Below are 13,498 nucleotides of genomic sequence, written 5' to 3' on the forward strand. Positions count from 1 at the left end.
TTGCGCACCTGTGTCAGTCCGCGCCCCAATCGAGACGGATATCGTGCGGAAAGCGCAGCTCGCGCGGCAGCGTCGGCGCGGTTGCCTCATCGATATGGGCATGGACGTTATTAGGCGGAACAACCGTGGCATCGCGGCCGTAGACAAACGTCTGTTCGGCAACGATCGTCCGGTAGGCCTTGTCCAGCATCAGGGCCCGTTCCGGGCTTGGCGTGATCAGGTCGTAAACGGATTTGCCCGCAACCGCCTCCTCATTCACGGTGCCATCTTCTGAAAACCAGCGCTCCAGCATCTCGGTGTTGGAGCGGAATTCGTCTCCCCCGCCCACGCGCTTCAGATAGGTCAGGATCTCGCCGGCCTCTTCCCCCTTGTTCGGGGCGTCGGCCATCGCGCGGTAATCGATATAGCCCCAGCCATCGGCACCTCGCTTCTTGCGCGGGAATGCCCAGGTCTGATCGATGTTCGCGCCGACGGTTGCATGGCATCCGCGGCAGAAGAACTGTTCCTCGTTGGTTTGCGGACGCAGGTGGCCGTCCGCATCCTCGATGAAGCCTGCCATGGTCCAGCCGAAGCCGGTGTCCGTGCCCCGGTCCCCGAGATCGATGTATCTCGGCAGGTTTTCGTCGATCTTTTCCTGAAGCTCGTTGCCATAGCGGGACCTCAGCTCGGCGAGAGTCAGTTTGCGCGTCTTCACCATATAGCGCAGCTCCTTCATCCGCTTCGGCACGACGATCTGATCGCCGTCCACGCCGACATAACGGACCGAATGCATGAACTCGGTCCCTTGCGGATAGGTCATCCGGGTCAGCGGCTCGCTGTTGGCGGCGCCGAGGTAACTGTCCCGGCGCAGAATTTTTCCGGTTCGTCCGAGAGTGCCGTTGCCGTCTATGTCGACGCCGATCCTGTTTTCATCGACCTCCGGCAGCGTGACGCTTTGAAGGTCCTGGAATGCGATTTCCAGGAGGGCAAGGTTGGCGGTGTAGATATCGCGCGACGGCTTGCCGTCCGCATCGGAACGGAAGGCTTCGGGAAGCCGGATCAGGACGTCGTCGGTGGAGCCGTTCGTCGGCCAGAAGGTCGACGGCTGGGGCTTGTAGTTGAACGCCACCCAGCCCGATCCGTCGCGGGCATGGCCGCGTTCGTCGAAGGCCTTTGCGCCTTCCGCGTAATCGGCAAGATCGGGAACGAAGCCGGTCCAGTTCCGCGTCTTGAGACGTGCGGAAAGGGGGCTGTAATTGTCTTCGCCGATATAGGCCAGGATCTCCTTGTCGGAAATTGCGGCGACGGCTTCGCTCCGGTCGACGAAGAGGTTCACATGATGATTGGTAAGTCCGGCCTCGGAAAACTCATAGGCCTGCTGCAGCGAGCCGTCCTGGATGAAATTGGGACGTTTCGGATCGTCGTTGTTCTGGTGGCAGACGTAACAGGGATTATATTTCTCCTCGATCCGCGTATAGCACTGGGGCGGGACCGGGGCTTCCGGATTGTAGATGCGGCCGGCGCGCGCCAGGTCGGTCGATGACGGCCGGACGGTCATGATCTCTTCGGTGGTCATGCCTTCAAGATCCAGTGTCGCCGCAATGGCCGCCGCGGCAGCGCCGAGGCAGGCCAGCGTGGTAACCGACAGGGTCGCAAGTCTCATCTGAAGCCGTCCCGCGTTTTAAATGGAGAAGGGGACGTTTGCTGCGCCCCCTTCAATTGCCCGTTTCGATCAGACGCCTTGCGTCTTACATGGAAGAGGGTTTCCAAAGCCACATGGCGTTGTTTTCGTGGTGGCCGGTGTCTTCGCCGATCAGCACGTCGCCATTCGCCAGAACGGCGATGTTGTCCGGATTGGCGACGCTGTCGGTGGCGCATGCGTTGGCCGCGTTGTTCTTGTCATAGGCGCCGCCTGCGACGACCGGGGTCATCTTCTGGACGTTGAAATTGTCGTCCAGCTTCATCTGGTAGACCACGCCGCACTTGTTTTCGGCGACCTGGATATCCCCCTTGTCATCGGCCATGCCCTTGGAGACTTCCGACATTGCCATATACATGAAGGGAACCGAACCGTCGGCAGCAGCGGCCTGGTTGATCTGCACGCCTTCCATCTTGCGGAACTCGGCAGTGGCCCCCTTGGCAGCAGCGGCGCGGCGGCTTTCCAGGAAGGCAACCCGGTTGTCGTCGGCTTCGCCCTCGGCCCAGGCGGCGACTTCTTCATCGGAGATGTAGGACGTCTCGCCGGCCTTGTAATCCTCCTTGGTAATGCCGTCATACTCGGCAACCCAGCCCGCGATCTCGTCATTGGAGGCGTGCGCCAGTTCGATCCAGGAAATCTGGAAGGGGGCCTTGGCGGCTTCCGTGCCGGGCTCCGCCATCTGGGTGATCCTGGCTGCGTAAAGCGTGCCGGAGCTCAGGTCGCCTGCCTTGTCGGCAACGAACTTGTAGAAGACCACGTTGGTGCCGTCGTCGGACATGTAGACCGTTTTCTGATCCGGCATCACGATGCTGTTTTCGTGGCTGTAGCGGCCCAGCGCCATCTGCTTGACCGGGGTGGCGCGACCGGCCGGGTCCTTGATTTCGACGATGTAGCCGTAGTCATACGGGTTCGGGTATTCGCCCTTGTAGCTGGCCAGGGCATCGACGCCGTCGATGTATTTGTAGTCGGGATTGTTCCAGTCGGCGGTGTCGTCGAAATAAAGTTCTTCCGAGGTCAGCGGTGTGTTCCACGGGCTGACGCTGCCGAAGCAGTTGACCCAGGTGCCGCCGACGGCCGAAAAATCGATCATCTGGACGTCATTCTTGTCGACGGTCCAGGTGCCGTCCGCGGCGCGGGAAAGCTTGGCGCGGGACATGCCGCCCGGACGGTCTTCCCAGTTGGTGAAGAGGTAGCCTTCATTTTCTCCGGTCCTGATGAAGCCGTTGAAGTCCGGATCATTCGACGTCTTGATGACGCCGCCGGCGCCTTCGATCTTGCCGACCTTGTCGAGGTCGCCTTCCTGCAGAAGGATCTGGTAGGTGCCCAGCGACGACTTGACGACCGCCTTTTCATCGCCTTCCGGAAGCGGGGACTCCTTGCCCGAGACGTCGATATTCGAGATGACGCCGACGGTTGCCTTGGAGAAATCGGATTTCAGGTCGTCCGACGGGTGCTGAACATTGAAGAACAGATCGCCGCCTTCAAGGTACATCCCGGTGATTTCGGCGCCGAGCGGAACGGTGACGACGCGGGTGAGGGGATCGGCAAGGGCAGCTGAGGAAAGGCAGGTCGTGGCTGCCAGGGCATAGGCAAGGGTCTTGATTTTCATCTTTATTGGCTCCCGATACGGTGGCTGTTTTAATCGCGCTTGCGCGCTTGATGCCCGCAAGTAGCCGCAATTTGTTTCAGTGATGTGTCGGTCTTCAGGTCTGCCACCAGAAAGTATATTCCGTTCCACTTGCAATTTATAGGGGTGAAGGGGAAAGCCTGTCACAGCATGTTCATATGAACGTCTAAGAAGGTTCATATGAGCGCGCTAACCAGCATGCGGACGGTTCGCGAACCGCGCGCCGCCATTTTGGCCGTTTTGGCGAAATGGAGATGACAGATTTGCGCATGCAGCTCGCACTGGACATAACAAAAAGACAGGCCGAGATCACGGATCTCGTGCAAAAGGCGGGATTCGCCTCGGTCGAGGAACTGGCCGACCGGTTTGATGTGACGACCCAGACGATCCGCCGGGATGTCAACGGACTGTGCGAACTGGGCATCCTGCGGCGCACGCATGGCGGCGTCGAGCCGCCGGCTCCGGCCTCCAATATTCACTACAACACGCGCAAGATCCTCAATCTCGGGGCGAAGCAGCAGATCGCGAAGACCGTCGCGGCGGAAATCGCAAACGGCCAGTCGCTCGCGTTTTCGATCGGGACGACTCCGGAAATCGTCATGCAGTCGCTTGCCGGCCACGAGAACCTGCATGTCTTCACCAATAACCTGAACGTCGCCATCACCGCGTCGAACAATCCGTCCTTTCAGGTGACCATCGCCGGCGGACGGCTTCGCCACGGCGACCGGGATATCCTCGGCGCCTCGGCGCAGGAGTTCTTCGCCAACTACAAGGTCGATGTCGGGATCTTTGGCGTTGCCGGCGTGGACGAGGATGGGACGCTCCTGGACTTTCATGAGGACGAAGTTGCCGCGCGCCAGTCGATCCTGGCCAATTGCCGGAAATCCTTCCTGGTGCTCGATCACAGCAAGTTCGGCCGCAGCGCTCATGTCCGCGGCGGACATATCCGCGATGTGAGCGCCGTCTTCACCGATCAACCTGTTCCCGGATCCGTAGCTGCCCTGATCGCAGGGGACGGACCTCGGATCGTCGTTGCGGCGGAGGATGCGTGATGAGCCCGTCCGCTGAAAAGAAATTAGCCGGGAAATCTATTGAGCTGCAGACGGTTGCCAAGGTGTGGGACGGGACGCGCGCGGTCGACGGCGTGTCGGTTCAGGTGCCCGCCGGTTCCTTCACGGCGCTGCTCGGACCGTCGGGCTGCGGCAAGTCGACGACCTTGCGGATGATCGCCGGACTGGAAACCGTGGACGAAGGACAGATCCTGATCGGGGGGGAGGATGTCTCCAGGCGTCCGTCTTCCCAGCGCGACCTGTCCATGGTGTTCCAGTCCTACGCCCTGTTCCCGCATCTGACCGTGGCGGAAAACATCGTCTTCGGCCTCAAGGTCCGCAAGGTTCCCAAGGCGGAACGTGCCGAGCGCCTGAAGAGGGTCGCCGACCTTCTGGGGCTCTCGCCCTATCTCGACCGTAAGCCAGCGCAACTGTCGGGCGGACAGCAGCAGCGGGTGGCGCTGGGCCGGGCCATCATCGGCGAGAAGCCGATCTGTCTGATGGACGAGCCGCTGTCCAATCTGGATGCGAAGCTGCGCCACGAGATGCGGGTGGAAATCCGCGCGCTGCAGCAGCAGCTCGGCTTCACGATGGTCTATGTGACCCACGACCAGGTCGAGGCGATCACCATGGCCGACCAGGTGGTGCTGCTCAATCAGGGGCACCTCGAACAAGCCGCCACGCCGCGCGACCTCTACGAGAAACCGGGGACGCCGTTTGCCGCGCGCTTTATCGGCACGCCGCCGATGAACCTGCTGCCGGCAACTGCATTCGAACAGCTTGCCGGGGCCGGAACCCTGCAGCTCGGCATCCGCCCGGAGGCGATGCGCATCGATGAAAGAGGACCGGTCCGGGCCCGGGTCCAGACCGTGGAATATCTCGGCGCCGACACGCTGGCCGACTGCCTGTTGGGAACGGCGCCGTTCCAGGTGCGGCTTTCCGGCGACAGCCGGGTCGTGCCGGGGGAGGACCTGTCGCTCGGCTTCGACACGGCGGACCTGCATGTCTTCGACGATGCCACCGGCGGACGCCGGGATGATCTGATTTCAGAAATTGGAGCGCAGTTGCGCTCCTGAAAAGCTGTGCCGAAAGGCGCAGGACAGCCGCAATCTTGCGGGGGCTCAAACCAAGGATGATTTGAGATGTTGAAGTCCACTCTCTTGAAGGCCGTTGCCGCGACGGCGCTTTCATTCAGCACCTGGGCCTCTGCCCAGGCTGTTGACCTGCAGTTCTATTTCCCGGTCGCCGTCGGCGGCAAGGCCGCCGAAACCATCCAGGGCCTGACCGACGCCTATGCCAAGGCGCATCCGGATGTGAACATCGACGCCGTCTATGCCGGCTCCTACCAGGACACGGTCGCCAAGGCGATCACCGCATCGCGCGGCGGCAACCCGCCCCAGCTTTCGGTGATCCTGTCCACGGACATGTTCACCCTGATCGACGAAGACCTGATCATTCCCTTCGACGATTACCTGACGTCTGATGAGGACAAGAAGTGGATTGCGGGCTTCTATCCGGCGTTCATGGAAAACAGCCAGACCGGCGGCAAGACCTACGGCATCCCGTTCCAGCGCTCCACGCCGGTTCTCTACTGGAACAAGGAAGCCTTCAAGGAAGCGGGTCTCGATCCTGAAAAGGCGCCGGCCACCTGGGACGAAATGGTCGAGTACGGCAAAAAGCTCGTCAAGAAGGACGCGTCCGGCAACGTCACCCAGTGGGGCGTGCGCATTCCGTCCTCCGGTTTTCCCTACTGGCTGTTCCAGGGCCTGGCGATCGAAAACGGCGTGACCCTTGCCAATGCCGAAGGCAACAAGACCAACTTCGACGATCCGAAAGTGGTCGAAGCGCTTCAGTACCTCGTCGATCTCAGCACCAAGGACAAGGTCATGGCGCCGGGCATCATCGAGTGGGGCGCAACGCCGAAGGCCTTCTTCGAAGGTCAGACCGCAATGATGTGGACCTCCACCGGCAACCTGACCAACGTGCGCGACAACGCTCCGTTCGACTTCGGCGTCGGCATGCTGCCGAAGAAGATGCAGCGCGGCGCGCCGACCGGCGGCGGCAACTTCTACCTGTTCAAGGGCGCGTCCGATGAACAGACCAAGGCGGCCGTCGAGTTCGTCAAGTGGATCACCGCACCGGAACAGTCTGCCAAGTGGACCATGGCAACCGGCTACGTCGCTCCGCGTCCGGAAACCTGGGAAACCGACACCATGAAGAAATACGCCGAAGGCTTCCCGCAGGTGCTCGTGGCGCGTGACCAGCTCGAATTCGCCAAGGCAGAACTGTCGACCTACCAGAACCAGCGTGTCGTCAAGATCTTCAACGATGCTCTGGCAGCCGCCATCACCGGCAAGGAAACGCCGGAAGCGGCCCTGAAGGCAGCGCAGGCCCAGGCCGACGCGATCCTGGCGGAATACCGCTAAGCCGACTTCGGAGGGCGGCGGTTGTCGTCGCTCTCCGGCTTGCATGGTCTGCGCTTTCGCGGGCCGGCCAGTTTCCCCGGGATGGGACTGCTCGGATGACGGGCGCAGAGGGTCGTGCCGCTGTCTGTCCTGTCGGCCCGTCCCGGGGAAACGCACTGAAGACCGCCTAGGTCTGTTGAACACACGCTCATTCGAGGCTGACGGGATCATGCGTGACTGGACGTTGAAACGGGAATGGATTTACGGCTGGCTGCTGCTTCTGCCGGCGATGGTGTTTCTGTTCGCCTTCACCCATGTCCCGGCGGTGACCACGCTGATCAACAGTTTCTTCTCAACGCCGCGCGGGCGCCGGCCGGCCAAGTTTCTGGGGCTTGCCAATTACGACCGGATGCTGAATGACCCGGTGTTCTGGAAGGTGCTTTGGAACAATCTGTGGTTCGCGCTCGGCACGATCCCGGTTTCCATCGGGCTCGCGATTCTCATGGCGCTGTGGGTCAATGAAAAGCTCGCAGGCCGCGGCTTCGTGCGCATGGCCTATTTCACGCCAACGGTTCTGCCGCTGATCGCCGTCGCCAATATCTGGCTGTTCTTCTATACGCCCGGTTTCGGCCTGTTCGACCAGCTGTTCGGCGCCCTGTTCGGCACGGCCCACACGAACTGGCTCGGGAACCAGGCAACCGCGCTCAACGCGGTCATGGTCGTCACGATCTGGAAGGAGGCCGGGTTCTTCATGATCTTCTATCTGGCGGCCCTGCAGGCGATCCCGGTTTCGCTAAAGGAAGCCGCCGAGATCGAAGGCGCGGGACGCTGGACGGTGTTCTGGAAGATCACTTTTCCGCTGCTCATGCCGACGACCCTGTTCGTCTCGGTCAATGCGGTCATCAATTCCTTCCGGCTGGTGGACCACATCTTCATCCTGACCGACGGGGGTCCCGACAACGCGTCGTCGCTGCTGTTGTTCTACATTTACGAGACCGCATTCCGTTATTGGGAGACCGGCTATGCGGCGACCCTGACCGTCGCCCTGCTGGTGTTGCTGTCCGCACTTGCCATCGGCCAGTTCTTCTTCTTCGACCGCAAGGTGCACTACAAATGAGCCGGCCCGCGTTTTCTCTCGATCGGATCCTGAATACGTCGGCGGCCTGGGCGCTCGGCCTCCTGTGGATCCTGCCGCTCGCCTATGCGGTTTGGACCGCGATTCACCCGGCGGCCTTCGAGGCCCGCTTCGTCCTGACGGCTCCGCTGACCCTGGAGAACTTCGTCAAGGCGTGGCAGGCCGCACCGTTTGCGCGGTATTTCCTGAACACCTTCCTCCTGGTGACGATGATCCTCGCCTGCCAGTTCTTCCTCGGCACGCTCGCGGCCTATGCCTTTGCCCGGTTCAGGTTTCCCGGCCGGTCGGTGCTGTTCGCGCTGGTCCTGCTGCAGCTGCTCGTCATGCCGGACATCCTGATCGTGGAAAACTACAAGACGATGCGGATGCTCGATCTGGTCGACACGATCCCGGCGATCGCGCTGCCCTATATCGCCTCCGGCTTCGGCATCTTCCTCTTACGCCAGACCTTCATGACCGTGCCGAAGGAACTGGACGAGGCGGCGCGCGTGGAAGGCGCCTCCTTCATGGGGATCCTCTGGAAGGTCTATATCCCGCTCGCCAAGCCGACCTACCTGGCCTACGGCCTCGTGTCGGTCAGCCACCACTGGAACAATTTCCTCTGGCCGCTGATCGTGACCAATTCGGTCGAGACCCGGCCGGTCACCGTGGGGCTCAGCATCTTTTCGGCAATCGATTCCGGCATCGAATGGTCGGTGATCAACGCGGCGACCCTGATGACCTCCGGCCCGCTGCTGATTGCCTTCCTGCTGTTCCAGCGCCAGTTCGTGCAGAGCTTCATGCGGGCCGGCATCAAGTAGCCCGGTCCCTCCCTTCTGGCGGCTGGTGAACTGTTTCGCATGAACTTGGGCTTGCCGCTCCCGTGTCCGCTCCGGTAACAAATGGCGGACAATGTCATTCGGGGAGAAGCGAGATGACCGGCGATCCGCGCGAATTTCTGCGGGCCTTGTTCGACAAGGCGGTCGAGGTCGCCGATCCCATGCGCAGTCTTGCAGCCTTCCTGCCGGAAAAGCCCGAAGGACGGGTGGTCGTCATCGGTGCCGGCAAGGCATCGGCGCGGATGGCGGAAGCCGTCGAGGCCGAATGGGGGCCGTGCGAGGGGCTTGTGATCACCCGCTACGGCTACGGGCGTCCTTGCCAGGGGATCGAGATCGTGGAAGCCGCACACCCTGTTCCCGATCAGGCCGGCCTCGATGCGACCAAGCGCATGCTCAACCTGCTTGAGGGGCTTGGCGAAGACGATTTCGTGGTGGCGCTGATTTCAGGCGGGGCTTCCGCGTTGCTGATCGCGCCGTTCGAACCGATTACGCTTGCCGAAAAGCAGGCGGTGAATGCGGCGCTTTTGGCCTCCGGTGCGCCGATCGGCCAGATGAACGTTGTCCGCAAGCATCTGAGCCGGGTGAAGGGCGGGCAACTGGCGGCTGCCGCCTATCCGGCGCGCATGCTGACGCTGTTGATTTCGGATGTTCCGGGCGACGATCCGGCCTCCATCGGATCGGGTCCGACGGTGGGCGATGCCAGCACGGCCAATGACGCGCGCAAGATCCTGGAGCATTGGCATATCGACCTGCCGGGATCCGTCGCCACGGTGCTGGGCACGGGCAATGGCGTTCTGGCGCCTGACGCTCCTGAGCTTGCACGCACCGAGAATAGGATCGTTGCGGCGCCCTCCCAGTCCCTGCAAGCAGCCGCCGGCCTTGTCCGCGATGCGGGATACCGCGTGGAGATCCTGGGCGACGCGCTGGAAGGCGAGGCGCGGGAGGTGGCAAAACACCATGCCGATCTGGCATTGAAGCGGCAGTCGAAGATGGCGCCCGGCGACCAGCCGCTCGTGCTCCTGTCCGGCGGCGAGCTGACGGTGACCCGCAGAGGCGACGGCATCGGCGGTCCGAATGCGGAATACGCGCTTGCGCTGGCCCTGGCGCTCGGCGGCAAACCGGGTATTCATGCGATTGCCTGCGACACCGATGGCGTCGACGGGGCGGCGGAGGTGGCCGGCGCCCTGATCGATCCGCAGACGCTGGCGCGGGCGGCCGCACTCGGGACCGATCCGCAAGCCTCGCTGGATCGCAACGACGCACACAGTTTCTTCGGCCAGCTCGGAGATCAGGTGGTCCCGGGGCCGACGCTGACGAATGTCAACGACTTCCGGGCGATCCTGATCGAACCGGCCTGACGGTCCGCGTGCTGCCGACCTGACCCGCAAAATAAAACGCCCGGAAAGAATTCCGGGCGTTGTTATGGGTGATAGTCCGCTCCGTCAGGCCGCGCATTCCAGCAGCAGCGTGCCGGCCGCGGTATTGGAAATCGGAATGTGGTAGTTGCGCGTGATCTCGTTGACATCGTCGCCGAGCGCGCCGCGCATCATCATCCACATCAGGAATTCGGTGCCCTGGGCGCCGGCCTTTTCGACCAGCTCCATGCGGGTGATCTTGGTCAGCTCTTCCGGATTGTGGACGATGTTTTCCAGGCAGTACTGGTCGAACTCCTTGTTGATGAAGCCCGCACGCTGGCCATCGAGCTGATGCGACAAGCCGCCGGTGCCGAGAACGACGATCTTTGCGTCTTCCGGGAAGGACCGCAGGGCCTTGCCGAGTGCCTTGCCGAAGTTCAACGCGCGATGCAGCGTCGGTATCGGATGCTGCACGGTGTTGGCCGAGATCGGCACGCAACGCGGCATGTCCGGATGGTGCGGAGCGCCGGGCCAGAACAGCTGCATCGGCACCACAAAACCGTGGTCGACGGCCAGTTCCTGACAGGAGGTAATGTCGAACTCGTCGGCAACCATGGATTCGATGATGTGCCAGGAGAGCTCCAGTGCGCCCGGGAACGGGTCGAGCGACGGCAGTCCCCAGCCCTCATCCTCGTTCTTGTATTCATGCGCCGCGCCGATAGCGAAGGTCGGCATCTTGTCGAGAAAGAAGCCGAGGCCGTGGTCATTGTAGATATTGATCACGTAGTCGGGCTTGTGTTCCTTGATCCAGGCATGGACCTTGGGATAGCCGTCGAAGAAAGGCTTCCAGTAGGGATCGTCATAGAGCTCCTTCTGGATCGCGTTGCCGACGGCGGGAATGTGAGAGGTGGTGATGCCACCGAGAACCTTGGCCATGATCTGTCCTCCTCAAGCCTGGCTGGCGAGGAATTCCTTGAATTCCTCGGTGGTTTTTCCGGTCTGCAGACCGCCGACATCCTGCACCGACAGCTTGAAGATGCCGGCGAATTTGGCGAGGTAGTAGATGTTCCCGCCGGCGTCGATCAGTCCGAGCACGTCGCGTTTGCGGATCGCCTCTTTCTGCTGATCGTTCAGGCCGTATTTTTCCATATAGGCTTCTTCGTCGGCCAGGAACGCTTCCCGGTTCTCGGCCTTGTTGAACGAGTAGCACATCTTGTTCAGCGCATAGCCTTTCATGGCCTGCTTGCCGTCGAAGATCGTCGTTCCCGGAATATCGATGTGATAGTGAAAACCTGGTTGGTCCATGACCTTTTCCTCCTGCACTTTCCTTATGTATACACGGGTGCAAAGAGGTGCTGATTTGACCTAAATCAAGCGGCCTGGGCGCGGGTATGAGAATGAATACCCTTTACGCAAAACTTATACCTGACCTGCTCTCCTGGTCGGGCTGAGACATTCTCACATTTCCACACCAGCCGTACCGAGGGGATCGGAATGGTAACCATCCCGGCCTTCCGGAAATGTGGCGAGGTGGATTGGATCACCCGGACTTCGCCGTGTGATGACGCAGTCTGTGAGGGTAAGCCTTGCCATTTCCCCATGTCGTTGCACGGCGACGTCCGGGCAATCCACTCGCATCGATCAAACGGCAAGAAAGACGAAGTGGTGTGATGCCGTCGCCTGGCTGGACGGGCAAATCGCGAAAACGAAGGCTGCATAACAAAAAAAGCCCGGATCGCGGAGCGTCCGGGCTATATGCTTTTTAAATTTGCTTTGGCGGATCCGGCGTGCGTCCCGCGGGCTCAGCCCCAGTAAAGCCGCATCGGATTGTCGATGAGCAGTGCCTTTTGCAGGGCCTCGGTGGGTGCGATCCGCGGAATGAAATCGACCAGCTTGCCGTCGTCCGGCACGTGGGATTTCATGTTCGGATGCGGCCAGTCGGTGCCCCAGATGACCCGGTCCGGGAACCGCTCGACGAGCGCCTTGCCATAAGGGACGACATCGTCATAGGGCGGGCCCGCGACGGTCAGGCGCTCCGGACAGGTGACCTTGGTCCAGATGTTTTCGTTGTCCTGGAGCAGGTTGACGAACCGTTGGAAATCGGGGTGGTCGACCCCCTTGGTCACGTCCGGCCGGCCCATGTGATCGACCACGATGGTGGTCGGAAGCTGTTTCAGGAACGGCGTCAGGTCTTCCAGGTCGGGGGCTTCGAAATAGACGACGATGTGCCAGCCGAATTCCTTGATCTTCTCGGCAATGCCGAGGAAGACGTCCTTCGGGGTGTTGTCGACCAGGCGCTTGACGAAGTTGAAGCGCACGCCGCGCACGCCGGCCTGATCCATTTCTGCAAGTTCGGCTTCGGTAATGTCGGGGCCGACGCTGGCAATGCCGCGCGCCTTGTCGCCGGCGGCCTTGAGCGCATCGACCAGGGCGCGGTTGTCCTTGCCGTGGCAGGTGGCCTGCACGATCACGTTGCGGTCAAAGCCGAGATAGTCGCGCAGTTCGAACAGCTTTTCCTTGGGCGCATCGCAAGGGGTGTACTTGCGCTCCGGCGCGTAAGGAAAAACGTCCGCCGGGCCGAACACGTGACAATGGGCGTCAACGGCGCCTGCCGGCAGCTTGAAGGCCGGCTTCGACGGATTGGGGTGGAACGGAAGATAATCTTTATCCATTGGAACGTCTGTCCTGTGATTTTTTTAAAGCGGAAGAAGTCCGATTGGTGAGTAGGCGCTCACCTCAGACATACTTCAATCCCTTTTCGGCAAGGCGGCCGCGCATGTTGTAGATGTCGAGGCCGAGTTCGCCGGCGGCCAGGCGCTTGCGCTTGTCCTCTTCCGCCGCCTCGCGGGCGCGGGCCTTTTCCAGAACCGCTTCCGCCTCCTCGCGGCGGACCACGCACACCCCGTCATCGTCGGCGACGATGATGTCGCCCGGGTTGACCAGCTGGTTGGCGCAGACCACCGGCACGTTCACCGAGCCCAGCGTCTCCTTCACGGTCCCTTGCGCGAACACCGCCTTCGACCACACCGGAAAGCCCATCTCCGTCAGGTCGCGCACGTCGCGCACGCCTGCGTCGATCACAAGGCCGATGCCGCCGCGCGCCTGCATGGAGGTGGCAAGCAGGTCGCCGAAATAGCCGTCCTCGCACGGGCTCGTCGGCGCCAGCACCAGCATGTCGCCGGCCTGCACCTGCTCGATCGCCACATGCACCATCCAGTTGTCGCCCGGAGGCGCGGAGATGGTGACGGCAGACCCGGCAATCCGGGCGCCGGAATAGATCGGCCGCATGTAAGAGGCCAGCAGGCCTTTACGCCCCTGCGCCTCGTGCACGGTCGCAACCCCGCATGCGCCAAGGGCCGCGATCACTTGCTTGTCGGCGCGCTCGATCTTCTGAACGACCACGCCCGACTGGGTCACCGCGCCGGCCATCA

Annotated in this window: 12 protein-coding genes; 6 read left to right on the forward strand and 6 right to left on the reverse strand. The window is 61.8% G+C overall.

Annotated elements, in window-relative coordinates:
* Positions 1 to 13 precede the first annotated feature (13 nt).
* A complete protein-coding gene (locus HK439_RS14100; protein ID WP_190292148.1) occupies positions 14 to 1,642 on the reverse strand; it encodes a hypothetical protein in 1,629 nt (542 codons plus the stop codon).
* Positions 1,643 to 1,727: 85 nt separating this feature from the next.
* Positions 1,728 to 3,287 (reverse strand): alkaline phosphatase PhoX, encoded by a 1,560-nt coding sequence (locus tag HK439_RS14105; protein ID WP_190292149.1) that lies wholly within the window; start codon positions 3,285 to 3,287, stop codon positions 1,728 to 1,730.
* Between the two features lie 272 nt (positions 3,288 to 3,559).
* Between HK439_RS14105 and HK439_RS14110 the strand changes: the two genes are divergently transcribed.
* The 6 genes from HK439_RS14110 to HK439_RS14135 all read left to right on the forward strand — a co-directional run bounded on the left by HK439_RS14110 (position 3,560) and on the right by HK439_RS14135 (position 10,070).
* Positions 3,560 to 4,357, forward strand: a complete 798-nt coding sequence (locus HK439_RS14110) for a DeoR/GlpR family DNA-binding transcription regulator (protein ID WP_235987880.1) — start codon at positions 3,560 to 3,562, stop codon at positions 4,355 to 4,357.
* Positions 4,357 to 5,430: an ABC transporter ATP-binding protein gene (locus HK439_RS14115; RefSeq protein WP_190292150.1), complete on the forward strand. Its 1,074-nt coding sequence runs from the start codon at positions 4,357 to 4,359 to the stop codon at positions 5,428 to 5,430. The genes HK439_RS14110 and HK439_RS14115 overlap by 1 nt, the downstream gene beginning before the upstream one ends.
* 66 nt (positions 5,431 to 5,496) lie before the next feature.
* Positions 5,497 to 6,780 (forward strand): ABC transporter substrate-binding protein, encoded by a 1,284-nt coding sequence (locus tag HK439_RS14120; protein WP_190292151.1) that lies wholly within the window; start codon positions 5,497 to 5,499, stop codon positions 6,778 to 6,780.
* A gap of 208 nt (positions 6,781 to 6,988) precedes the next feature.
* Positions 6,989 to 7,876 (forward strand): carbohydrate ABC transporter permease, encoded by an 888-nt coding sequence (locus tag HK439_RS14125; RefSeq protein WP_190292152.1) that lies wholly within the window; start codon positions 6,989 to 6,991, stop codon positions 7,874 to 7,876.
* Positions 7,873 to 8,694 (forward strand): carbohydrate ABC transporter permease, encoded by an 822-nt coding sequence (locus HK439_RS14130; protein WP_190292153.1) that lies wholly within the window; start codon positions 7,873 to 7,875, stop codon positions 8,692 to 8,694. Before HK439_RS14125 ends, HK439_RS14130 begins: the two co-directional genes overlap by 4 nt.
* Positions 8,695 to 8,807: 113 nt before the next feature.
* Positions 8,808 to 10,070, forward strand: coding sequence for a glycerate kinase type-2 family protein (locus tag HK439_RS14135; protein ID WP_190292154.1), 1,263 nt, complete (start codon positions 8,808 to 8,810; stop codon positions 10,068 to 10,070).
* 84 nt (positions 10,071 to 10,154) lie between these two features.
* Here HK439_RS14135 and HK439_RS14140 read toward each other — a convergent pair whose 3' ends face one another.
* The 4 genes from HK439_RS14140 to HK439_RS14155 form a co-directional block, all read right to left on the reverse strand.
* Positions 10,155 to 11,003, reverse strand: a complete 849-nt coding sequence (locus tag HK439_RS14140; RefSeq protein WP_190292155.1) for a class III extradiol dioxygenase family protein — start codon at positions 11,001 to 11,003, stop codon at positions 10,155 to 10,157.
* 12 nt (positions 11,004 to 11,015) lie between these two features.
* On the reverse strand, positions 11,016 to 11,372 hold the full coding sequence (locus HK439_RS14145; RefSeq protein WP_190292156.1) for a protocatechuate 4,5-dioxygenase subunit alpha: 357 nt from the start codon (positions 11,370 to 11,372) through the stop codon (positions 11,016 to 11,018).
* 497 nt (positions 11,373 to 11,869) lie between these two features.
* On the reverse strand, positions 11,870 to 12,739 hold the full coding sequence (locus HK439_RS14150) for an amidohydrolase family protein (protein ID WP_190292157.1): 870 nt from the start codon (positions 12,737 to 12,739) through the stop codon (positions 11,870 to 11,872).
* Positions 12,740 to 12,803: 64 nt separating this feature from the next.
* Positions 12,804 to 13,496, reverse strand: a complete 693-nt coding sequence (locus HK439_RS14155; RefSeq protein WP_190292158.1) for a 4-carboxy-4-hydroxy-2-oxoadipate aldolase/oxaloacetate decarboxylase — start codon at positions 13,494 to 13,496, stop codon at positions 12,804 to 12,806.
* Between the last annotated feature and the right edge of the window lie 2 nt (positions 13,497 to 13,498).

The organism is Roseibium aggregatum, assembly GCF_014692675.1.
Classification (GTDB): Bacteria; Pseudomonadota; Alphaproteobacteria; order Rhizobiales; family Stappiaceae; genus Roseibium; species Roseibium aggregatum_C.